The sequence below is a fragment of the Pontiella desulfatans genome (assembly GCF_900890425.1).
GTDB lineage: Bacteria > Verrucomicrobiota > Kiritimatiellia > Kiritimatiellales > Pontiellaceae > Pontiella > Pontiella desulfatans.
The window spans coordinates 280,286-300,747 of the sequence record NZ_CAAHFG010000001.1 but is presented as its reverse complement, the minus strand read 5'-3'; the positions used below and the strand labels follow the sequence as shown (position 1 = coordinate 300,747).

Sequence of the window (20,462 nt, the reverse complement as noted above, 5' to 3'; positions counted from 1 at the left end):
GGGGACTGTAAACCGGGAGCGTGCTCGTTGCCTGCGTGAAGACCACGCCTGGTTGTTCACGGAAGTGCGGCACAGGAAAACCGCAACCGTTGTTTGCCTTTTATCGCGGCAGTCCATAAAGTGTTGATCTGTTTTAAAACCAACATAAGGAACTTGATATGAGCGAACAGGCAAACATCCCGAACTATCTATGGCAGTCGATCGTTGTAACCGTTCTCTGCTGTCTTCCATTTGGCATCCCGGCCATCATCTTCGCGGCCAAGGTCAACGGACTGGTCGCCGCCGGCCAAATCGAGGAAGCCCAGGCGGCCTCGGCCAAAGCCAAGATGTGGTGCTGGATCAGCCTAGGCCTCGGCATTGCCGCCGGCGTCATCCAGGGCATTGTAACCGCAATTGGCGCCACCCAGGCCGCCCAATTCTAGCCCGCATGCGGCCAGGCCTGAAAAACCTGTTGGTCGTCGCCCTGATCGGGGCGGCGGCTTTTTTATTGTGGTGGATCCATCCGGCGGAAAACAAGGCCATCCCCCAATGCCTGTTGCTGCAGACCACGGGTCTCCATTGTCCCGGTTGCGGCTCCCTCCGCTCCATCCATTTCCTGCTGCAAGGCAACCTTGCGGCCGCGTGGGCCATGAATCCGCTCACCATCCTGCTCCTTCCGGGCCTGGTCTTCCTCGGCATCGCGGAACTCCTCTTCCGCCGCCACGACATCGCCACGCGCATCCCCCCGGTTTGGCTCTGGCTGCTGGCGGCCGTCTTCATCCTCTTCGGCATCCTGCGCAACCTCCCCGCCTTCGCCTGCCTTGCACCGCATTAGAGCAACATTTGGCTCGTCGTTTTGCTGGTGGATATAAGGATCGTCGCACAGCGCCCGGGGTTCCGGCGCTACAACCTCTCCCGCTGAATCGCCTCAAGCTGTTTTATGGTTTCCAAATCCTTTGGACGGCCCATCGCCTGCTTGGATCTAATGAGCGCATCGAGCCGGAGTATGCTGCAAGAGCGTCCGTCCAGCGCCGATTGGAGGCGGAGAAGATTTTCCTCCGAAAAGTCACAGCAGATATCAATATCCTGGGTCGCCATCAATGAGCCGCTCGATGATGTCCGTTAGATCAGCCACGTTTTTTCTCCATGGCGACGCGGAGCTTTTGCATCGTTGTCAGTGCGCGGTCATGGCGACGGAGACGCTCGACCGGTGAAAGACGCAGGTTGGCACGGAGCAACGAAATATCAACCCCGTACCGTTCAACATCTTCATGGACTTCCCATTCTTTTTCCATGGCCGCAACATACAACCAGACCGATTGGGAACGCGACTATTTTCCTATCACGATCTGAGCGAAGGCAGTGGTGTGCGGGATTCCGAGGCACGTCGCCGCATTAGAGCAAAATTTAGCTCGTTGTTTTGCCGGTGGATAAGGTACGTAGTTCCGCCTTCAGGCGGCCATGCGAGAGGAACGGCCTGAAGGCGGAACTACATACTTTTATGAGCGAAATTGAAACAGGTGGATATGAACATCGCTTCGGCGGGCTTTTCCGGCTCTACGGAAAAGAGGCCATGGAGGCGTTGCAAAAAGCGCACGTGCTGATTGTCGGCATTGGCGGCGTGGGCTCGTGGGTGGCCGAATCGCTGGCGCGCAGCGGCATTGGAAACCTCACGCTGGTCGATTGGGACGACATCTGCTTTTCCAACACCAACCGGCAGATCCACGCCATGACCGGCACCGCCGGGCGCGCCAAGGTCGACATCCTCGCCGAGCGCATCGGGCTCATCAATCCCGGTTGCAACATCACCCCGATCCGCGAATTTTATTCCGACAAGAACGCCGACGAGCTGATCACCCCCGGCCTTTCGTATGTCGTTGATGCGATCGACAAGAAAAACGCCAAGATCCATCTGATTACGCAATGCAAAACCATGGGGATTCCGGTGATCGTCTCCGGCGGCGCCGGCGGCCGGGTGGATCCGTCCAAGGTGCAGACCACCGACCTGCGGGATTCCTATAACGACCCCCTGCTCGCCGCCTGCCGCAAGCAGCTGCGCAAAAACATACCCGGCATGCACCTGCACCATAAAAAGAAGTTCGGCATCCCCTGCGTCTTTTCCGCCGAAACCATCCGCTATCCCCATCCCGACGGCGGCGTCTGCTTCGAGAAGCCCGCGGCGGGCGCAGGCCCCAAGCAGCTCGACTGCCAGTTCGGGTTCGGCGCGGCCTCTTTCGTAACCGGCAGCTTCGGCTTCGCCATGGCCGCCCGCATCGTCAACGACCTCACCACATTTCCGGAATAAGTATAGCCACGAAGAGGCGCAAGAATCACAAGACTTCCAGAAGCATGGGTCTTCGTGCCTTTTGTGCCTCTTCGTGGCTATTTAGTACACATCGAGGATGATGCCTTCGAGGCCGGAGGGGAGCTCGATGAAGCCCGCTTCGATGTTGCCCATCAAACGCGAACCCAGCGGCGATTCGGGCGTGATGACCGTGATGGTTTTCCCATCCACTTCCACCTCCGTGCCGCCGCCGCAGTTGAGCAGCATGTAGCCATCGACCGCACCATCCATCTCCACTTCGGCGATGGCACCCAGATCAATCTCCTGTCCCGTGAAGTCCTCGACCTCCATGGCCTTGAGCTCATCGATCCGGTGCCGGAGATGTATCGCGTGCATGGCATGGCCCCGGGCAAGGTGGGCCGCTTCGTATCCGGTCGTGTCGCGCTGCTTTTCCGCACCGGCCGCACTGAACGCCGCCCCCGCGTTCGATTGGACATTGGCGTTCAACCGCAAGGCCAGCTCCTGCTCCAACGCCGCAATCACCGCATCTACAATCGCTTGTTTCATGGGACGGAATCAGGGCTCGTAGTCGAGTAGCTCGGCGCCTTTGATCAGGCGGCAGAACTCCTTTTTCGTGACGAGATGGGTGGTTCCTTCGCCATCGACCGGATCTTTCATGGTCTTGTAGCTGACGGCCAAGCGGGCAAGCTCGACAATGCGAATATAATCCTCGCCCTGTTTATAAAGCTGGTTCTGTTGAAGTTTCATCCGTTCTCTTTAGCATCCCCGCCCCCGCAACTCCAAGCTAATGCGTATAAACAACACCCCCTGCAAGCGGGCGGATGGTACCGCCGCCGGATCAGGCCTGGCGAAACCACCAGCCGCTCACATAAGCATAATCCTGCGCTTGCGATCCCCTAACGCGGGTAGCCCATCCTGAGCGCAGATTATGAAAGTCTGCGACATCGTCCAATTCTACAGTGCATTGAGCGGCGGGGTGAAGCGCTACATCGACGACAAGGCGCGCTACTACGCCACCCAGCCCGACATCGAGCATGTTCTGATTGTTCCCTCCCACCGCAATGCGGTCAGGACGGAGGGTTGCACGCGTATCCACGAAGTCAAATCGCTCCCCGTCATTGGGTCTAAAAGCTACCGTCTCCTCCTTTCCCCCTTGCGCATCAAAAAGATCATCAAAGCCGAGCAACCCAACATCATCGAAGTGGGCGACCCCTGCCAGACCGCGTGGATCGTGCAAAGCATTGCCAAACGGCTGAACATCCCGGTGGTGGCCTATTACCACAGCGACTATCCCCGCGCCGCCGGTCGCACCATCACCAAATACTTCGGTAAATACATCGGCCTGGTTTCCATCCAGGTGATCAATTCCTACCTCTTGCGGCTCTACAACCACATGGCCGCCACGATCGAGGCCACCCGCAAAGGACGCAAACTCCTGATCAAGCTCGGGATCAAGCGGGTGATCCAAGTACCGCTGGGCACCGACATTGAGCGCTTCCACCCCGTTGAACAGCGGTCGGGAGTACTCAACGACCTCGGTGTAGGTGAAGACACCAAGCTCCTCCTTTATGTTGGGCGCATGGCGCGCGAGAAAAATGTTGTTCCGCTTACCGAAATGATGAAACTGTTCGCGGAACAGGACAACGTCGTCCTGCTGATGGTCGGCGACGGCGAACAGGGCGACCTCGTCCGCCTGGCCGCCTGGGAAAACCGCAACATCATCTGGCATCCCTACTGCAACAGCCCGGAGCTGCTGTCCGTCTTTTATTCCGCGGCGGATGTGTTCGTGCATCCCGGCACCAACGAGACATACGGATTGGTTTCGCTCGAAGCGCAGGCCTGCGGCGCACCGGTGGTTGCCGTAAAAGGAGGTGGGGTCGACTCCACCCTGCAATATGACCCCGATGCCGTATTCGCCGCCGAAGCCACGCCCCGCGCCCTGAAAAACGCAGTGGATGAGCAACTCAAACGCAAAGAGGATTTCGAAGACCGCCATGCCCGGCGCGAGCGCGTCATCCGCTACTATGGCCGCGATACCACCTGCGGCTTGCTGGTCGATCTCTACGAGGTTGTATTGGCTGAACACCATGGGGCATCCAACGAGCCCATAGAAACCTTCCAAGCATTGGAACCGACTGGTCGATGAAACAGGCCGAGCTCAACCTCCGCAAGTTTACCATCATCGCGATCCAGGGCCTGGTCATCACGGTGGTGGTTTCCAGCCTGGTCCTGCTCTTCACCCTCGATGCGGAGACGGTCGGCGAGCTCAAGAATCAGGTCAACTGGATGCTCGTTCCATTGCTTGCCCTGCCCGTGTTGGTTTCATGGACGTGTAACGGCCTGCGCTTCTGGCTCATGTGCCGCTGCATCGGAAACCCGTTGAGCCTGCGCCGCGCCTGGTCGATCGCCGTGTCGTCCGAATTTGGCGTGATGGCTTCGCCCGGGGGAGTCGGCGGTACAGCCGTACGACTGGGCTTCCTGAAAAGGTCGGGCATCTCGTTTGTACATGGCGGATCACTGCTTGCCGCCGACGTCTTCCTCGATCTCCTGTTCTTTGTCAGCATCACTCCGTTTGCACTTTATGCCCTGCTCCAATACCTCTCCTTCGACAAAACCTCGCTTGCCAGGACCTGGAACCCACTGTGGTTGCTCCTCTTGCTGATTCCTATTGCCGTTTATGCCCTGCGCAAACGGATGTTCCAGTCGGTGAAGAAGAACGAACAGATGCAGAAGCACCGCGTGGCCGGGCGCATCCGCCTTGCCCGCCAGAAAGCACTGCATGGTTTCCGGCAGGGCAAAACCGCGACCGCCCTCATTTTCAGAAACCACCGAGGGGTGCTGCTGATCAACTTTATGCTCAGTGCCCTGCAGTTTACCGCCCGCTACAGCATCCTGCCGTTCGCCATCTGGCTGCTTGGCATCCCCGTCAATCCCCTGCCGCTGATCATGATGCAGGGTACGCTCTTTATGATATCGATGCTGGTCGTCGCACCCGGCGGAGGCGGCAGCGTCGAGCTGCTCGCCGCCCTGGCCCTGCCCCAGCTGATGCCGACGCACCTCGTCGGCGTCGCCATCCTGCTGTGGCGCATCTTTACGTACCACTTCTACCTTCTCTTCGGCGGCGCCGTCTTCGCGGCCACGTTCAGGAAGCTAATGCGCGACTAGTTTGGCGTAGGTGGTGGGTTCGCGGGTTTCGAGGGTGCGGGCGATGAGGCCATGGATGAAGTTTTCGATTTCCGGGAACCGGAAGTCGATGGGATGGACGGCGATGCGGAGGATGTCTTCGTGCGCATGTTTGCTGGCCAGCATGGAAACGACCTGCCGGGTGAGGGCGCGGCGCAACCCGGTGCGCGATGTGGTGCAGAGCACCGGGGCGCGCAGGATGTCGAGCCGGTTCATGTCGTAGATTTTTTTGAAGGTCACGCAATAGTCGAGACCAAGCTTGCCAACCAACGGGATATGGTCGTCCTGGATCAGCCACGCCGGTGCAATGAACCCGTTGGCCTCGATGCCCACCTCCCGGAAGATTTCCAGCCCCTGGAACATCAGGTGGTCGGCCTCGGGCAGGGAGAGTTTATAGAACTCCCCTTCCCCGGCGGTATATTTGTTGGCCATCAACCATTCGAGCGGCTTTTCGGGGCGGTGCCCGGCCACATGGGTGCAGCCATGCAGGCTGATGTCGTGCGGGAGCCCGCGCAGCCATTCGCAGAAATCCGGGTGTTCGCTCAACGGGGCTTCGCCGTACCAGTTCGGCACCACGAGCAAGGAGGCCTCCGGCACACCGAGTGCCGCGAGCCGATTCAGGAACCGGTCGCAACAGGCCATCGACCCCGGATGGAGATCGTGGAAACTCACCACCAACTTTGGTTTCATTACCTGAACCACTTTCTTATAGATACGGCGGCTAAATATCGGGATTTATTTGCCACAAGAGAACGCAAGGATAACAAGGAATTCTCCATATGGTTCTGAGTTCTATGCGCTCTTTCGTGGCCAAACCTTCCCTGCTGAGAATTCACAATGTTTAATCGCCGGAGCAATATTGAACCACGAAATACACTAAACACACGAAAACCAGAATTGCGGCACCACTTTCGTGTATTGAGTGTATTTCGTGGTTGCATAGTTAGTCGGTCGAAAAGTCGCGCACGAGAGTGGCGACTTCGACGCCGGTGACGCCGAAGCGCTCGAACTTGGTGACGGTGCGTTTGTCGTAGATGTGGAAGCCGAAGCGGGCGAACAGTTTTTCCGCGCGGCGCGATCCATAGACCTGCATCTGGCCATACATCAGCCCGATGCCCCACTTGGGGATGGAGCGCAGGAACAGGATGAGCATAGGCCGCCCGGCCTCGCCCCGCCACCCGGGCAGGATATTCACGTGGAAATGCGCGGCATTCTTCGGCGCATCGGGCGTCTCCTTGCCGGCCTTGCGCAACAGCCAGCCCAGGAAGGTGAAATCGCTCTTGCCATACCGCCCGGCGACCATTTTCCAAATGACGGAGGGAATGTTGCGCAGCACCACCCAGGCCTGGCGGCGGGGATAGCGTTTGAAATCGGTCGCCGTGATGAGGTAGCCAACCACCTCCCCTTCGTCGCTCTCGGCCACGATGCAGTACTCGGGCTCAAAGTCGGTATAGTAGCCGGTAAAAAAGTCGGCGAAGGCATTGCGGTCGGAATAAAGCGGATCGACCGGCTTGCCCATGAAGCCCGTTTCGCAGCAGATGCGCCGGATGGCCTCGCGGTCGGAGGGCTTGTATTGACGCGCCTTGCATCCCCTGCGTTTTTCCACGCCGGGCGCCGTGGGTAGATTGAGATCATTATCGCTCATTTTCTCCTAACACCGGTCGCATATAAATGCGCCGTTTATTTTTATGGGGGTCATTATGCGAAGACGATGTGAGCGTATTGTTTGGGCCGTATTAGTGGTTTGCAGTTCGGCCGTTGCCAAGGCACCCAACCTTGCCATCCCGGAACGTTTCACAGCCACCAAAGCAGGTGTGGAGCTCACCTACCAAATCTCCTACCATGTGTTAGGCCTCAAGCTGCTGCGCATCGGCGAGGCGCGTTCCTACTCGGTGCAAGGCGAATGGCTGAACGATGAGGGCGAAGTGGTTCCGGCCTACTATTCCGAAGTCCGCTTCGACACACGCGACGATCCGGCGTCCGGCAAGCGCGGCCGCATTTCGATCCATAACAAGATGGTTGCCGTCATGTCGGACCCCGGCCTCCAGACCATGATTTACTACAAGGATGCCGACGAATACCTGAATCCCTTCTTCAAGGATCCCAAGCATGAATACTACCGCGACTACTATGCGGTGAAAGATGGCGGCATCGATTATTTCAAGCTCGACCACCACACCGGCGAACGCAAGACGGAGTTGGAAAACGCCGACGAGCTGCTGGAGCAAAGCAATGCCGTGGCTGCCACGTTGCGGCGCATGTCGAACGTCTACCTCGGCAAGGAGGAAAAACTGACGCACGCGTCCGACTTCCGCGTCTATTTCAACGTGGCCGGCGAGGTGAAGCCCTTTGCCGCCGCAAGCTCGAGGGAAACGTTCAAGGTGAAGCCGATCAACAAGAAACTGGAATCGTTGCGCGTCGATGTCAGCCTGGCACCGGAGGCCGAAGGCAAGGCCGGCGACATGACCCTGTGGGGTGTTCCCTTTTCCGAGCTGGCGGAAACCTCCGGGGATTCAAACCTGGTCGAGCTCGCCAACCAGTCGCCCGACTGGTCGATGATTCCCCTGCGGATGAACTACAAACGCCCGGTTGGCTATATCCGCTGCCATCTCGAAAGCATCGAAGGCCGTTCGTTCGGAACGCCGAAAAAGGTGGCGGCAAAGTAAAGCCTGCGCTACGAGCCGGCTTCCCCGGCGGGCAGTCCTTGCTGAAAGCCGGCGCGTAGCGCAGGCTGCACTTCCTCTTCGCACAAACTGCTGGTGATGGTGGTGACGATCTCGGACATGTGGCCGGTCTTCTTTTTGAAGTAGCGTTCCACCACACCGAGGTGGCGCGCGAAAAAACGATTGAAGGCGTTTTCGGGATAGGCGTAGACGGACGCCACATAGGTTGAGTTGTTTTCGCCCTCCTTCAGCACCTGGATATGGATCAAGGCCTGGTAGGCCCCGAAGAACCGTTTGCCGGCGGAATAGAGGATGATGTCGAAGCAACCTTCCACTGTTTCCCGGCGCACCACCTCCGTGATGTCGGTTCGCTCATCCTTGCGGTTCACGTAAAAATAGGTGTTGGTGGAGGTTTTCTGGATGGTGAATTCCGGCGTGCCGTCCTCGTCGATCAGTTCGCAGTAGGCGTCCTGGACATGGGTTATGAAATCCGGGTGCCGGAGCACGTGCAGTGCCGCATCGAAATTGACCGGCACGGAACCCTTGGCTTCGGCAACGATCGGCTTCTTGTCCTGCAACAGCGTTTTGGATGGCCCTGTCCCCAGCAAGGCCAACGTATCGAGTGCCAGCGCAGGAACAACGAACTGCCACAAAAGAACGCAAAGGGCGCAAAGCTTCATTTTCGACATTCGAGGTTCCTCGTTGGTTACTTCTACAGCTTCTCCAAAGCGTGTTCCCAGCGGCTCTCCTGCGCCTTCAATCCTGCGTTTGCTTTCAGGAGTTCGTAAAGCGCCACATCGTCCACCACGCGCTTCATGGCCTGAAACAGCTCTTCCGGTGTGCGGGCGTTGACAACCAGTCCGGAGCCGTGGGACTCGACGATCTCCTGCGGCCCGCCTTCGTTCGAAACGATCGCCGGCAGTCCGGAGGCGTGCGCCTCGAGCACCACGTTGCCGAAGGTGTCGGTCAGGCTCGGGAAGACGAAGAGGTCGGCGCTGGCGTAGGCCTTGGCCAGCTCTTCGCCGTAGAGGTAGCCGGTGAAAACGATCTGCGGATCGTTGTATTTCAACTGCAGCTCATCGCGCAGGGGGCCGTCGCCCACGACGACCAGGTCGGCATCGCACCCGGTTCCAATCAGCAGGGTGAAGGCCTTGAGCATGACCTCGATGTTCTTTTCCTTCGACACGCGGCCGGCATAGATAAACTTAAAGCTGCCGTTGCGGTTGTAGGTGGTCCACATTTCGCGGTCGCGGAAGCCGGGATTGAACTTTTCGCGGTTGATGCCCCGCGGCATCACATCGATCTTTTCTTCGGCGAACCCGCCATCCATCAGCAACCGCTTGTACTGCTTGGTGGGCACAAGGATCTGGTCGACCTTGTCGTAGAACCAGCGCATGAAGCGCCAGGCCACCTCGCCCAATTTTTCGTCCTCGGTGATGTCGGCGAAAAAGCGCGGGAAGTCGGTGTGGTAGATTCCCTTGGTTTCGAGCCCCAGCAGCTTGGCCGCGCCCAAGGCGCAGATGCCGAGCGTACCCGGCGTGGAGATGATGATTTCGTCGAACTGCTCCTGTTCGAACCAGGCCAGCATTTCCATGAACGGCGGGTAGCTGACGACAATCGATTCGTATTCCGGCAAATGGAACGAACCGACCGGCTTGAAATTCTTGATCGGGAAGTCCCCGCTCGGCTCTTCATCCAGGCTAGTGACGACCGTAATGTCCTTTTCGGCATCCTTGGCCATACCCGCCAAGGTGCGGATGGTCTTGGTGACGCCGTTGACGTCGGTGAAGGTGTCGGTGACCCACGCCTTCCTGCCCGTCTTGTGGCGGAACGTGCCCGCAGCCGGGAAATGCGCCGCAACCGCTTTCAGCAAAGCCTCGTCCTTGTGCTGGGTGGAGAAGGCCGTCAGGTAGGGCGCAATGCCCAACGCCACGGGCCCGAGCGACGAAACCGCCTGCAGGGAGCCGATCAGCTCGCCCTTCTGGATTTTTTTGGCCGCCTTTTTCATGAAGACAAAGCTGAGCTCCTGGCTCAGGCGGCAGGCCGACTTGAAGTTGGCCATGTCCGCTTCCTCGAGCGACAGGTCGTGGTTCGTATCTTCGAGCACGCGGGAGAATTCCTCCACGATCATCTGCTCGATCTCGCTCATCTGTTTTTTGACATAGGCCTTCTTGACCTTCCGGCGGAAGGCGGCGCGGACGTTGGCGCGGAAGCCGACCGGCGCCGGCTCGCGCTCTTCCGGCTGAACCGCCAGGTTTTTCAGCACGGCACCGATCACGGAGCGGTCGGGGGTGCCGTCGGCGAGGAAGCGATCCTTGTAGTAGCAGTAGGCAATGCGGTAAAGGCTGTTGGCCAGCCGCACGCTGGTTCCGCCCGCGCCGCCGGGTTCGTGCTGCCCCTCGCGGATGTATTCCAGGAAATCGATCACGCTGGCCGCCTTGGGCGTGACCGTGTAGGCGCTGGCGATGTAGAGCCCGCCGTGATCGTCCGATCCTCCGGTCAAGGTCTTGTTCCACGGCTCGAGACCGACCGGGTTGAGGTTGTGGCGGCTGGCCATGTCGACAATCATTTCCGGCGTCAGGCTGCTGAAGATGGCGTTGCCGATTTCGCAGGCGCGTGGAACGCGCGACCCGTTGATGCCCTCGAAGCGGTTGAACATGACGATCAGCTTTTCGAAGAGGTCGATCGTCAGCTTGTCGTTGATGCTGAACAGCGGGTGGGCGATGGTGTGGATCACCCGGTTGTCGTTCATGTAGTGCTGCAGGTCGTAGATGTTTTCGCGCAGCTTATCCATTTCGTGGAACTGCTTTTCCGTAATCCCCGACACCAGGCAGTGGATCTTGCAGCCGTTTTCCGGGAAATAGGTCGTCAGTTCCGAGGAGATGAAGGTGCCCGGCAAATGCGCAATCGACTTGGCGCCGCAAATGCAGTTGTGGTCGGAGAGGGTCACATAGTCCATGCCCGCGGCCCGGCAGGCGTTGTAGACCTCCAACGGCTCCATGAAACTTTCCGGCGCACCGATGCGGCGCAGGAACCACTCGGAGGGGCGGTTGGAGAATTTACTGTGAACGTGCAGGTCGGCCTTCGATACAGCATCTGTCGTTTTCATGCGCGTAACTTCACCCCGCCCCGTTACGGACAGATTGGCGGATCGTTAGAATTCCATGCGTTGCTTGTGGTGAAGCCATGAGTAGCCCCACCACAAGTTGTGCAATTTGCCAATGCCTAAGCCCGGCAGCAGGAATAGCAGCCTACGGCTTTGCGGTGAATCTTGCGGGCCATGCTCATGGCCGTGACGGCCCTGCTGAACGTACCGACCAACTTGACTTCGGCCTTTTCCGGCAGCAGTGCGCAATCGGCCGAGTGTAGTTGGCGAATCCCGCTCCAGGCTTGGGGTGCATTTTCCAAATAGTATCTTTTTTTCGACATGATGAACTCCTGTGGGTTGTTTGCTCAAGGGGCTCATATAGCCTTTGTTCCGTTGGCAGATAATATAAAGCGTATTAGGAATACGTTATTTGTATGCCCCCAAAAGGAAGCCCGGCATGGGAGGGGATTCCATGCCGGGCTTCCAGGGTGTTGCTACCGCGTGTGCAGCTATTTGGATGAAAGAATTTCGTAGATGGTCGTGGTGCCGCTGACTTCGTTGGCCACCACCAGCAACGGCGTGCCGTTCGGGCTGTCATTCGCCGAAATGAAGGCGAGGCCTTCGGGCCCGAGGTCGCCGGCTCCCGCCGTTTCGACATCCTGCGTGAAGTCGCGGTTGTTGTAATACTCGATGAACTCCGGGCGGCGCGGGTTGGTCACGTCGTAGACCATGATGCCGCCGATGCGCTCCAAACCAATGAATGCATAGTGGCGCCCCTCAACCTTGCCGACCACAACACCCTCCGGCTCCGGCCCCTTGTTATCGGAACGGTTGTCGAATTTGGAGTTGTCGTTGCTGGCATTGAAGAATTCCGGAAGGGCTTCGGCGGTGATGCGCTCGAAATCGTCGCCGGAGTCGAACACCCTGCTGCCGCGATCATCCAGGATCGAGAACGACCGCGCGCCATAGCTGAAGAGCACATGGCTCACCTCGCCGCATTTGCCGAACGGCGGTTCGGTGGTGGTGCCGAGGCGCCCAAGGTGTTCATTGGCCTGGATGGTCGGGAAGCGGTTGGTGAGCCACCCCGAAAGCTGGAGACTCCCGATGTCGCTCTCCTCGGAGAAGCCGTCGTAGTCGCGGGCATCGCCTTCATTGGCCGTAATATAATAGTTGCGACCGCGCACATTGTAGGATGCGATGGCATCGGGCTGGAACATGCCCGCCACGGGCCAATTTTCGATATTTATCGCATCATCTTTGTCGGAGGCATCCAACCCGTTTCCCGGAAGCGCATGCCATTTATAACCGAGGCTCTTGATCCGCTTCACTTGGGCTCGCTCGACATCGACCATGGCAATCGCATTGTTTTCCTGCAGCGTAACAAACGCGGTCTTACCATCCTCGCTGAGGGCGATGTATTCCGGCTCCAGATCCTGCGCCACCGTCGCGTTGGGCCCAAAGATGCGGACTTGACCGCGCTTCAGGCGATTTTCAAGGGAATTGAACGGGGTGAACGACACGGTTTTCACGTTAGCTTGCGTCAACAGTTCCACTCCGCCCGAAAGATCAATAATGCTCACGGAACCTTCGGGATCGACCACATAGTCGTCGTCCGGCTCGCCTTCGTTGGCCACCAACACCTTTGTACCGTCGGGCGTAAACGTCAGCATATCCGGCAGGGCTCCCACGACGACCGAAGAAACGAAGGTTCCATCGATATCGAGAAAAGCAACCGTCCCGGGATCCTGCTTGGGATCCGCCTCGCAGGCGACGGCAACCACGCCATCGTGCACCGCCACCGAGTTAACGCCGTCGCCATACGGTGCAAGATCGATCTTGGTGAGGAGCGACGGATTGGCCGGTTCGGAAATATCGAGTACGTCCAGCGTGTTTTCATCGGCATTGGTAACAAACAGGCGCTGCGACGCGGCATCGTGGGCCACAATCTCGGCGGCCCCTTCATCGAAGATACCCGAGGCATAGGTTGAGAGCGGTGAGAGGGAAATGGATGACGGTGCGGCATTCGCCAAGGTGACGGCAGTCATCGCTGCGGCGACAATAAAGGTAGTGCGTTTTTTCATGATTTCTCCCATTCAGTTTCCGGCGACCTCGACCGTCGAAGCCTCGCCGACTTACATCGGGGAAAGTGAAGCAACCACCGGTTTAACCGAAATGAGCAAGCCATTCATGTTGTGTTAACAGAAGGGGCGGGGTCAAGGGGCGGTTCCAACGGAGCGGGGGCTTTCCTGCCCCCGCCGGGGACAGGAATGTCCCCGCTCCCGCACAAGCCATTCCCGCCGGAAAATGGCCTCTTGGGTGACTCCTTTGCTCATCAAACACAAAGATCAAAGGACCCCTTAGCTATATCGCTGCTGGAAAGAACAGGTGCCGTATGACGAAATGCACTATTTGAGCATCTTGAAAAAACGAGGATCAAAATTATGGAAAACAATAGCCGAACACCCTGATTCCATTAGGTTGAACGGCCCCTTGGAAAATCATTTTTTGGGTTGACGGAGAACCTCAGATGGCTGGTTAGCCGATTTTTCTTTCAATCAGATCCCCCTCAACATACTGATGAATCATTGAAGATATGAGAGTTTGATAGGGCATACCTTTTTCGATGGCTTTTTTCTGAATGCCTTTTAAATCATGATCATAAAGACGAATGGTTACTCGTCTGTCTTTACGGAGTGTATTTTCTGCCATCGCTTTGATTTCAGCGATCTCTTTCTTCGACGGAGTAAGGGTATTAATCTCATCTCTTTCGAGCGCTTCCAAAATGTCTTTTTCTTCTTTATCCAATTTCATTTTAATCACCACTTTCCTGTTTGTATTGTTTTGTGGCTTTTCTGCTTGGGATGATGGTTTTTAAGAATATGTATTCATCATCAATTACATGTGGAACCAGATAGATATATTCATCAACGATTACGAAATAGATCTTTTGACCTGGATAATCTTCCTGGTTGGGATGATCTGCTGTTTTCCATAAATCACCTTCCGATAGATGGAAAATGATATGTTCAAAGGATACATTTCGCTCCTTCTTTAGTTTTTCGTTTTTCTCTGGGTTCCACTCAAATTTCATGAAATACGTGTACATCTATTGTGCGTACACGTCAACTCTTCTGTGGCAAAGTACACGGATATGAGCATACCCTGCATGCGGAAAAAACCGCCCACCCTGTGAGCGCTCTTTTCGCCCCTCGGGTTCGGTTGTCAAGGCCCTTTTTCAACGCGCGAAAAAGGTGGGTCTAATTCTTTTTTTTCACCCTGTTGACCAAACTTCAGCCATATGAACGTTAAAGCTGACCTGCCGTGCCTTGTTCATTGCCTGACTCAAAGGGCGTTTTCACGGTAGGGTCAAGCTGGTTCGGCTAGTTTTTGTAGTATTGTTTGAATTCTTCAGATGGATCTCTTTCAGAAAAAATGTAAAGAGAGACTCCATTGGGATCGACAACTGAGAACCCACGATCACCCCAAGGATGGTCTTCAAGTGGCATGACGGGTGTTAATCCTGCCTCTGTAAGACGTTGATATTCTGCATCCACATCATCTACTGAAAAGTTATAGATTAGCGACAGGACAATTTCCGGTGCGGACGCAGGGGGAATTCGTGTTCATTCGTGTTCATTCGCGGTTAAGCAAATGATCCTGTCATTCCATTATCCTGTCTTGTGAATTATGCGCCTCTTCGTGGCCATCCCAACACCTGCGATGCCTTGATGGAGGGGCGCACGCCGTGCGCCTGGGCGGACAGCGTCCGCCCCTCCATGAAAGTACCGTGCGGCGGCTCGGATGGAACCTCGCCCTCCAACCCGTTTTTTTCACAAGACGATTAACAACAGGACACTTTCCGGTGCGGACGCAGCGGTTTAAAAAATCCACCCGCACCGAAATAGTCTTGTCGTTCAATTGTCCTGTGGCAAAACCGTCCGCACCGTTCACCGGAAAGCTTTTCCTCATTTAAAGATGGAGTCGAAGCCCATGGCGGATTCGGAGGCGAATTCGGGGACGGCGTTTTTGCCGAAGCGCTTGAGCATTGGATAAAGCACCGAAAGCAGGTTGAGGGTGACGATTCGGTCGAACAGGCGGTAGCCATGTTCGCCGCGGAACATCATTTTCAGCATGAGGTGCAGGTGGGCGCGGCGGAGCTTGACGCGTGAAAAGTCGAGCATGAGGGTGTAGCGCGGCTCGTCGTACTTCGCTTCATACTCTTCCTTCATCCGCGTTAGCCGCGCTTCGAGCTCATCGGTGAAATCGAGGAAATAGTATTCGCGGACGGTGGCGATGATCTTGAAGGTGTCGTATTGGAACTTGAGGTCTTCGACGGGCAACCCGAGCGGCCCGGCAAGTTCCTGCATGCGCTTGATTTTCTGCAGCGCCCGGAAACCCTGCTTCACGGTGCGCTGGCCGTCGCCGACATAGCACCGCATGAATTTGCGCATGAAATGGTTGGCCACAATGTGGCGCCAGTAGACGGTGACCAGCGGCGGAACGCGCAACCGCCGGAAATATATTTTGCGCGAGGCAAAGTCCTCGATATAGAGCAGCTCCTTGATGACTTCATCGGAGAGGCGTAGCAACTCCTGCAGCGGGCGCCAGTGCGGATCGGGATAGTGCTCCCGGTAATAGTGCTGGATGGCCTGGTCGGCGGTGATGCCATCGCGAAAAAGGCGGACGGTGACAAACGTGTTGATCTCGTTCCAGACGGCGTTGTCGTCGAGAAACGTCAGGCGCCGGAAGCCGCTCCATCCGCCGGTCTGGCACCAGACGGACATGCCGACCACGTTGTGCTGGCCGACGAGCTTGTTGCGTACTTTTTCGTAGTCGTAGCCGATGAAGGAGGGATATTCGCCGAAGCCTTCGTATTCGCGCCGCGCCTGGAACTCGACCAGCTTGCGGTGGCCGCCGCGAAAGAAAAGGCGATTGAGTGGGAGGTAGCGGAAAAAGTCGGACTGGCCGTATTTCATGGAAATGATGAGGTGGTCGTTTTCCAATCCGGCAAAGACGGCATCGAAGGTGTCGGGGTTCCAGATGATGTCCCCCACCCGGCCCACGCCGACACTCCAGGTGCGGAAAACCAGTTGGCGATCGAACTCCTCGAAGACCGGCAGCAAGGCCTGGATCATTTTGCGCGCCTGCTGCGGGCGGCGAATCACCAGGCGGCTATGGAAGTCGCCCTCCACGTCCAGCCCGTCGGCCTCGCCGATGCGGACAATGATGCCGCCGACCATCGGATATTTCTCAAACAACTGGCGGCAGGCATCGGCGGCAAAGGTGCGCAGGGCATCGTCGTTGGAAGCGATGTGCCGGTCGATGGCTTCGTTGAAAAAGAGCAGGTCGGTGGTGATGTAGGGCGTCAACCCAGCGGCCACGGCATCCTTGAACAACTCGCCGAAGAAGCAGCGGTAGTCGGCAATCTTGTTGACCAACGCGGCATCGTAGAAACCGAAGATGCACAGGTGGGCGAGGTCGTCGAGCGTGATGGCGTTATAGCCCGCCCCGGCGGCCTTGCGGCAGAAGGTCTTGAAGTCGGCGCGGATCTGCCGGCACCGGTCGAAGTCGAGATGGTCGCCGGACTCGATATGCGAAAACGGGGCCTTCGACCAGTTGACGACCTCCTGGTCGTAGCCCCGGAAAAACGGCGCAATACCGTCTATCAAAAACAAGTCCATGTGGATTTAACCACAAAGACACAAAGGACACTAAGCTACAGCATTTCCGGCGTCTCAGATATCTTTGTGTCCTTCGTGCCTTTGTGGTTCAACACTCCTAACTGCGGGTTTTGGCGATGCGCTCGACTTGCTTGACGTAGTCCTCGATGTCGGAACGGGGTTTGAGCTCGTAGGCGCGGCGCAGGAGCGGCAGGGCATCGGCATATTTGGCCTGCCCGACGAGCAGCTGTCCGTGGTAGAGCTTGGCCTCGGCCTCGTGGCTCTCGATGTTGGCGGCGCGTTCGTAGTAGAAGACCGCCTTTTCAGGAACGTTGCGGCCATAGTGCTGGGCGAGCAGGATGAGCGCCTCGCCATCGAGCGGATCGACCTCGACCACCTCCTCGAGAATCTTCACCACATCCTCGCCCCCGCCGGCGGCCACGGCAACCCGCGCCTGGAGCTTGAGGAGTTCCTTGAGGTCGGACTGGTCGAGCGCGCTCTTCTTTTCGGCCACGCGGTTGAGCATGCGGTTGGACTGGTCGAGCGAACCGCGGGAGGCCAGGATCTTGGCGGCGCGCAACGGCTTGGAGGGATTGTTCCCGTTGTCGAGTTCGTAGGCGCGCAGGTAGGCATCGGCCGCCATGTCCCAACGGGATTCGTTCACATAGATGTCGGCGAGCATGGTCATGCTGGCCGCGGTGGCCGTGCCCATGGCGTTGACATATTCATAGTTTTCGGCGGCCTTCATCGGCTGCTTAAGGCCGAGATAGGCATTGGCCTGCAGCAACCAGAAATCGGCATTGTCGGGCTTCCTCGCGATGAGCGTGTTGCACAGGCTGACGGCGTCGCCGAACTTTTGCTGCTTAAAGAAACTGCGGGCGAGGCCGAGCTGCCAGTCGATCGTTTCCGGATCGAGCAGGATGGCCTGGCGATAGGCCGACTCGGCACAGAGGTGGTTTTCGATCGAGCCGTAGGCGAAACCGAGCAGCCCGTAGGCGATGGAGGTGTGGCCGCCCAGTTCAATGACCTTGGTCATCAGCGGCAGCGCCTTCTTGAAATCGCCATTGCGGACGTGGATGAGTCCGGCGTTCTTGTAGGCGCGGCGGAAGGATGGAAACTTTTCGATCGCCTTGTCGTACCAGGCCAAGGCTTCCTCCAGGTTGTCCTGCTGGAAATAGAGGTTGCCGATGGTGAAGTCGAAGATGGCGGAGGAGGAATCCTTGGTATACTTCCTGAGTTGATTGATGGCTTTTTCCATATCGTCGCCGTCCGACATGATATCCATGACCTTCTGCATCTGCTCGTGCTCGACGGCGGAGACGCGCGGTTCGATTTCGGCGTTCGCGCCATAGCTGGCCAGGAACTGTTTCTGGAAGAGTTCCTCGTCCCAGATGGAGAGATCCTGCATCGATTCCGGTTTCTTGATGGAGACTTCCTTCTTCTCGATGGCGGACATATCCTTTTCGGCATGCACGGCCTCGGCCACGGCGGGCGCCACCGACGCCTTGGCGCCCGGAAGCCCATCGAGCAGTTCAAGCATTTCGTTGGCGGAAACGGAAGCTGCCACAAACAGCAGGCTCGGCAATATTATTTTTTTGCCACAAGAGAGCGCAAAGGACGCAAAAGGGAATGCTTTGTTTTCTTTGCGGCCTTTCGTGGCCAATTCATTCTGTTGTTTTGCAATCATGTTGAGTACCTATTTTTGGAAGGTGATCGGCACGCGCATCCGGAACTGGACGGGCTTGCCCTTGCGTTTACCCGGCTCGAACTTCCACTGCTTCACGGCCTTGAGCGCGGGGTTGTTGAAGGCCGGGTGGGTTGATTTCTGAACCTTGAGGTCGCGGGTACGGCCGGTCTTGTCGACAATGAACAAAACATAGACGGTGCCCTGCATGTTCTTGCGCGCCAGCTCCGGCGGATAGATCGGCGCGGGCTGGTAGACCACGCGCGGCTTCTGGTCGAGGTCGGAGAGCGAAAAGATGGCATCCACCTCGTCGCTGTTGCCGGTCACGCCCGCCAGATTGATGGCGAAGTCGCCGCCACCGAATCCACCGTCGCCCGGATTAAGCGCGAGCTCGAGCTGCGAAAGGTCGAGCGGCTGCGCATCGACCGCGGGGGGCGGCGGAGGCTGCTCCTCCGGTTCCGGTTCCTCCTGCTCCTCCATCGGAGGCGGCGGAGGCGGCGGCTCGACCACGGCATCGACCGAACGGATGGTCAGATCCTTTGCCGGCGGACTGGTGATGACCTGGAGAATCGGCAGCAGCAGGAACAGCAGAAACGCGAACACGACCCCGCTGCCGGCATACATCGCCTGCTTCAGCACCCACTGGAAGGATTTCACTATGGCATGGTCGCTCACGGATTATCCCTGCTTCTTGCGGGTGGCGATGCTCACCTTGACCGCGCCGGCCAGCTTCGCTTCGTCGATCACGCGCACCATGAGGCCGGATGCCACGTTCTGGTCGGCCTGCACGATCACCGGCACGTCTTCCTTCTGCATCATGCGCTTGACCAGCGGCTGGACTCCGGCAATGCCGATATCGTTTCCGCCGTACACGATCTGCCCCTTGTCGGTGACCGCAATCATGATGCTGGTCTTTTCCAACTGCACCGACGACGCGGCCTGCGGTTTATCCACTTCAACACCGGTCTCCTCCACGAAGGTGGTGGTGACGATGAAGAAGATGAGAAGAATGAATACACAGTCGATGAGCGGTGAAATATCCACTGCCACTTCCGAGCTGTCTTCGCTGCTGCTACTAAAACGTCCCATGGTATGTACTCCGTATATTTAATGAAGAATTAAGATTTCAGAATGAAGAATGATTGGTCTGCGACGCTTTCCTTTAAAGGGGTGCGGGGAAGCCCCGCCAACCATTCTTAATTCATAATTCTGCATTCTTAATTCCCTACGCCGCCTTCCTTAGGCTTTGTTTGTAGATGCGCTGCGAGCAGACGGTCTGCAGGTGGGCGAGGAAGGCCTTGTACTGCGCATGCTCGCGCGCCAGTTTGTATTGGAAAATAAGCCCCGGCAGCGCGACCAGCAGGCCGGTCTCGGTGGTGATCAACGCCTCGGAAATGCCGCCGGCCACCATGCCCATGGTCTTGTCGCCGCCCGATCCGCCGGCCAACGCGGCGAACGTGGCCAGCATGCCGGTCACCGTTCCGAGCAGCCCCATCAGCGGCGCGATGCTCACGCAGGTCTGCATCACCTTCAGGTCGCGGTTGAGCGGCGCGATCTCGGTCTGGTTCAACTCATCGAAGAAAATGCCGATCTCCTCCAGGGAGCGCGCGCCCATTACAAAACGGATCATTTTGCCGACCGGGCCGCGCCCCTTGGCAGGCTCCTTCACCCAACGCTTCATCTTCTTCTCGGAAACATAGAGGTATCCCTTGGCCCGAATGCGGGAAAAGATACTCATGCCCAGATAGAAGATCAGAAAGGCATCGGCCGCGAGGGCAATCATGGCCCACCCGCCCGACGTCCAGATGGCGAGGGTCTGTTCCCAAAAAGCTTGTAAATCCAGATTCATAGTATTTTCACCACAAAGGCACGGAGGCGTTGCTATCGAAATTGAGTTATC

23 protein-coding genes are annotated in these 20,462 nt (G+C 57.4%); 6 read left to right on the top strand and 17 right to left on the bottom strand.

Features of this window, described 5'->3' with window-relative positions:
* Positions 1–158: 158 nt before the first annotated feature.
* Entirely contained in the window at positions 159–422 is a 264-nt protein-coding gene (locus E9954_RS01245) for a CD225/dispanin family protein (protein ID WP_136077442.1), read from the top strand.
* 5 nt (positions 423–427) lie between these two features.
* Positions 428–814: a DUF2752 domain-containing protein gene (locus tag E9954_RS01240; protein WP_136077441.1), complete on the top strand. Its 387-nt coding sequence runs from the start codon at positions 428–430 to the stop codon at positions 812–814.
* Positions 815–1,106: 292 nt separating this feature from the next.
* On the opposite strand, the gene E9954_RS32200 is transcribed toward E9954_RS01240, so the two are convergent.
* Positions 1,107–1,274: a hypothetical protein gene (locus E9954_RS32200; RefSeq protein WP_168441875.1), complete on the bottom strand. Its 168-nt coding sequence runs from the start codon at positions 1,272–1,274 to the stop codon at positions 1,107–1,109.
* 206 nt (positions 1,275–1,480) lie between these two features.
* Here E9954_RS32200 and E9954_RS01235 point away from each other — a divergent pair, with 206 nt between their 5' ends.
* Positions 1,481–2,284 carry a tRNA threonylcarbamoyladenosine dehydratase gene (locus E9954_RS01235; protein WP_136077440.1) on the top strand — a complete coding sequence of 268 codons (804 nt, stop codon included), beginning with the start codon at positions 1,481–1,483 and terminating at the stop codon, positions 2,282–2,284.
* Between the two features lie 81 nt (positions 2,285–2,365).
* On the opposite strand, the gene E9954_RS01230 is transcribed toward E9954_RS01235, so the two are convergent.
* Positions 2,366–2,830, bottom strand: a complete 465-nt coding sequence (locus E9954_RS01230; RefSeq protein ID WP_136077439.1) for a hypothetical protein — start codon at positions 2,828–2,830, stop codon at positions 2,366–2,368.
* A 9-nt stretch (positions 2,831–2,839) separates the two neighbouring features.
* On the bottom strand, positions 2,840–3,031 hold the full coding sequence (locus tag E9954_RS01225) for a hypothetical protein (RefSeq protein WP_136077438.1): 192 nt from the start codon (positions 3,029–3,031) through the stop codon (positions 2,840–2,842).
* 181 nt (positions 3,032–3,212) lie between these two features.
* Here E9954_RS01225 and E9954_RS01220 point away from each other — a divergent pair, with 181 nt between their 5' ends.
* Positions 3,213–4,430 carry a glycosyltransferase gene (locus E9954_RS01220; protein WP_136077437.1) on the top strand — a complete coding sequence of 406 codons (1,218 nt, stop codon included), beginning with the start codon at positions 3,213–3,215 and terminating at the stop codon, positions 4,428–4,430.
* Positions 4,427–5,449, top strand: coding sequence for a lysylphosphatidylglycerol synthase transmembrane domain-containing protein (locus E9954_RS01215; RefSeq protein ID WP_136077436.1), 1,023 nt, complete (start codon positions 4,427–4,429; stop codon positions 5,447–5,449). The genes E9954_RS01220 and E9954_RS01215 overlap by 4 nt, the downstream gene beginning before the upstream one ends.
* Here E9954_RS01215 and E9954_RS01210 read toward each other — a convergent pair.
* Together E9954_RS01210 and E9954_RS01205 are read right to left on the bottom strand one after the other, a co-directional pair.
* Positions 5,435–6,157, bottom strand: a complete 723-nt coding sequence (locus tag E9954_RS01210; protein ID WP_136077435.1) for a DUF2334 domain-containing protein — start codon at positions 6,155–6,157, stop codon at positions 5,435–5,437. The two genes, E9954_RS01215 and E9954_RS01210, sit on opposite strands and share 15 nt — an antisense overlap.
* A gap of 253 nt (positions 6,158–6,410) precedes the next feature.
* Entirely contained in the window at positions 6,411–7,112 is a 702-nt protein-coding gene (locus E9954_RS01205; protein WP_136077434.1) for a GNAT family acetyltransferase, read from the bottom strand.
* Positions 7,113–7,167: 55 nt separating this feature from the next.
* Between E9954_RS01205 and E9954_RS01200 the strand changes: the two genes are divergently transcribed.
* Complete coding sequence (locus E9954_RS01200; RefSeq protein WP_136077433.1) at positions 7,168–8,133, top strand: hypothetical protein; 966 nt, start codon at positions 7,168–7,170, stop codon at positions 8,131–8,133.
* Between the two features lie 8 nt (positions 8,134–8,141).
* Here the strand turns inward: E9954_RS01200 and E9954_RS01195 are convergent, their stop codons facing one another.
* From E9954_RS01195 to E9954_RS01140, 12 genes are all read right to left on the bottom strand, one after another.
* On the bottom strand, positions 8,142–8,819 hold the full coding sequence (locus tag E9954_RS01195) for a hypothetical protein (protein WP_136077432.1): 678 nt from the start codon (positions 8,817–8,819) through the stop codon (positions 8,142–8,144).
* A 23-nt stretch (positions 8,820–8,842) separates the two neighbouring features.
* Complete coding sequence (locus tag E9954_RS33425; protein ID WP_136077431.1) at positions 8,843–11,239, bottom strand: glycosyltransferase; 2,397 nt, start codon at positions 11,237–11,239, stop codon at positions 8,843–8,845.
* 116 nt (positions 11,240–11,355) lie between these two features.
* Entirely contained in the window at positions 11,356–11,559 is a 204-nt protein-coding gene (locus tag E9954_RS01185; RefSeq protein WP_136077430.1) for a hypothetical protein, read from the bottom strand.
* Positions 11,560–11,727: 168 nt separating this feature from the next.
* On the bottom strand, positions 11,728–13,299 hold the full coding sequence (locus E9954_RS01180; RefSeq protein WP_136077429.1) for a choice-of-anchor I family protein: 1,572 nt from the start codon (positions 13,297–13,299) through the stop codon (positions 11,728–11,730).
* A 454-nt stretch (positions 13,300–13,753) separates the two neighbouring features.
* On the bottom strand, positions 13,754–14,029 hold the full coding sequence (locus E9954_RS01175) for a hypothetical protein (protein WP_136077428.1): 276 nt from the start codon (positions 14,027–14,029) through the stop codon (positions 13,754–13,756).
* 1 nt (position 14,030) lies between these two features.
* A complete protein-coding gene (locus E9954_RS01170) occupies positions 14,031–14,309 on the bottom strand; it encodes a BrnT family toxin (RefSeq protein ID WP_136077427.1) in 279 nt (92 codons plus the stop codon).
* Between the two features lie 289 nt (positions 14,310–14,598).
* Positions 14,599–14,796: a VOC family protein gene (locus E9954_RS01165; RefSeq protein ID WP_281281227.1), complete on the bottom strand. Its 198-nt coding sequence runs from the start codon at positions 14,794–14,796 to the stop codon at positions 14,599–14,601.
* A gap of 387 nt (positions 14,797–15,183) precedes the next feature.
* On the bottom strand, positions 15,184–16,899 hold the full coding sequence (locus E9954_RS01160) for a hypothetical protein (RefSeq protein WP_136077426.1): 1,716 nt from the start codon (positions 16,897–16,899) through the stop codon (positions 15,184–15,186).
* A gap of 97 nt (positions 16,900–16,996) precedes the next feature.
* The gene (locus E9954_RS01155; RefSeq protein WP_136077425.1) at positions 16,997–18,565 is read right to left on the bottom strand and encodes a tetratricopeptide repeat protein; all 1,569 of its coding nucleotides are present in this window, start codon (positions 18,563–18,565) and stop codon (positions 16,997–16,999) included.
* A 9-nt stretch (positions 18,566–18,574) separates the two neighbouring features.
* Complete coding sequence (locus tag E9954_RS01150) at positions 18,575–19,237, bottom strand: energy transducer TonB (protein WP_136077424.1); 663 nt, start codon at positions 19,235–19,237, stop codon at positions 18,575–18,577.
* A 3-nt stretch (positions 19,238–19,240) separates the two neighbouring features.
* Entirely contained in the window at positions 19,241–19,651 is a 411-nt protein-coding gene (locus tag E9954_RS01145; RefSeq protein ID WP_136077423.1) for an ExbD/TolR family protein, read from the bottom strand.
* Between the two features lie 136 nt (positions 19,652–19,787).
* Positions 19,788–20,411, bottom strand: a complete 624-nt coding sequence (locus E9954_RS01140; protein ID WP_136077422.1) for a MotA/TolQ/ExbB proton channel family protein — start codon at positions 20,409–20,411, stop codon at positions 19,788–19,790.
* Between the last annotated feature and the right edge of the window lie 51 nt (positions 20,412–20,462).

Excerpts from the sequence above, each read along its gene's own strand:
- E9954_RS01245 (WP_136077442.1), top strand. The coding sequence starts at position 159 with ATGAGCGAACAGGCAAACATCCCGAACTATCTATGGCAGTCGATCGTT.
- E9954_RS01240 (WP_136077441.1), top strand. The coding sequence starts at position 428 with ATGCGGCCAGGCCTGAAAAACCTGTTGGTCGTCGCCCTGATCGGGGCG.
- E9954_RS32200 (WP_168441875.1), bottom strand. The coding sequence starts at position 1,274 with ATGGAAAAAGAATGGGAAGTCCATGAAGATGTTGAACGGTACGGGGTT.
- E9954_RS01235 (WP_136077440.1), top strand. The coding sequence starts at position 1,481 with ATGAGCGAAATTGAAACAGGTGGATATGAACATCGCTTCGGCGGGCTT.
- E9954_RS01230 (WP_136077439.1), bottom strand. The coding sequence starts at position 2,830 with ATGAAACAAGCGATTGTAGATGCGGTGATTGCGGCGTTGGAGCAGGAG.
- E9954_RS01225 (WP_136077438.1), bottom strand. The coding sequence starts at position 3,031 with ATGAAACTTCAACAGAACCAGCTTTATAAACAGGGCGAGGATTATATT.
- E9954_RS01220 (WP_136077437.1), top strand. The coding sequence starts at position 3,213 with ATGAAAGTCTGCGACATCGTCCAATTCTACAGTGCATTGAGCGGCGGG.
- E9954_RS01215 (WP_136077436.1), top strand. The coding sequence starts at position 4,427 with ATGAAACAGGCCGAGCTCAACCTCCGCAAGTTTACCATCATCGCGATC.
- E9954_RS01210 (WP_136077435.1), bottom strand. The coding sequence starts at position 6,157 with ATGAAACCAAAGTTGGTGGTGAGTTTCCACGATCTCCATCCGGGGTCG.
- E9954_RS01205 (WP_136077434.1), bottom strand. The coding sequence starts at position 7,112 with ATGAGCGATAATGATCTCAATCTACCCACGGCGCCCGGCGTGGAAAAA.
- E9954_RS01200 (WP_136077433.1), top strand. The coding sequence starts at position 7,168 with ATGCGAAGACGATGTGAGCGTATTGTTTGGGCCGTATTAGTGGTTTGC.
- E9954_RS01195 (WP_136077432.1), bottom strand. The coding sequence starts at position 8,819 with ATGTCGAAAATGAAGCTTTGCGCCCTTTGCGTTCTTTTGTGGCAGTTC.
- E9954_RS33425 (WP_136077431.1), bottom strand. The coding sequence starts at position 11,239 with ATGAAAACGACAGATGCTGTATCGAAGGCCGACCTGCACGTTCACAGT.
- E9954_RS01185 (WP_136077430.1), bottom strand. The coding sequence starts at position 11,559 with ATGTCGAAAAAAAGATACTATTTGGAAAATGCACCCCAAGCCTGGAGC.
- E9954_RS01180 (WP_136077429.1), bottom strand. The coding sequence starts at position 13,299 with ATGAAAAAACGCACTACCTTTATTGTCGCCGCAGCGATGACTGCCGTC.
- E9954_RS01175 (WP_136077428.1), bottom strand. The coding sequence starts at position 14,029 with ATGAAATTGGATAAAGAAGAAAAAGACATTTTGGAAGCGCTCGAAAGA.
- E9954_RS01170 (WP_136077427.1), bottom strand. The coding sequence starts at position 14,309 with ATGAAATTTGAGTGGAACCCAGAGAAAAACGAAAAACTAAAGAAGGAG.
- E9954_RS01160 (WP_136077426.1), bottom strand. The coding sequence starts at position 16,899 with ATGGACTTGTTTTTGATAGACGGTATTGCGCCGTTTTTCCGGGGCTAC.
- E9954_RS01155 (WP_136077425.1), bottom strand. The coding sequence starts at position 18,565 with ATGATTGCAAAACAACAGAATGAATTGGCCACGAAAGGCCGCAAAGAA.
- E9954_RS01145 (WP_136077423.1), bottom strand. The coding sequence starts at position 19,651 with ATGGGACGTTTTAGTAGCAGCAGCGAAGACAGCTCGGAAGTGGCAGTG.
- E9954_RS01140 (WP_136077422.1), bottom strand. The coding sequence starts at position 20,411 with ATGAATCTGGATTTACAAGCTTTTTGGGAACAGACCCTCGCCATCTGG.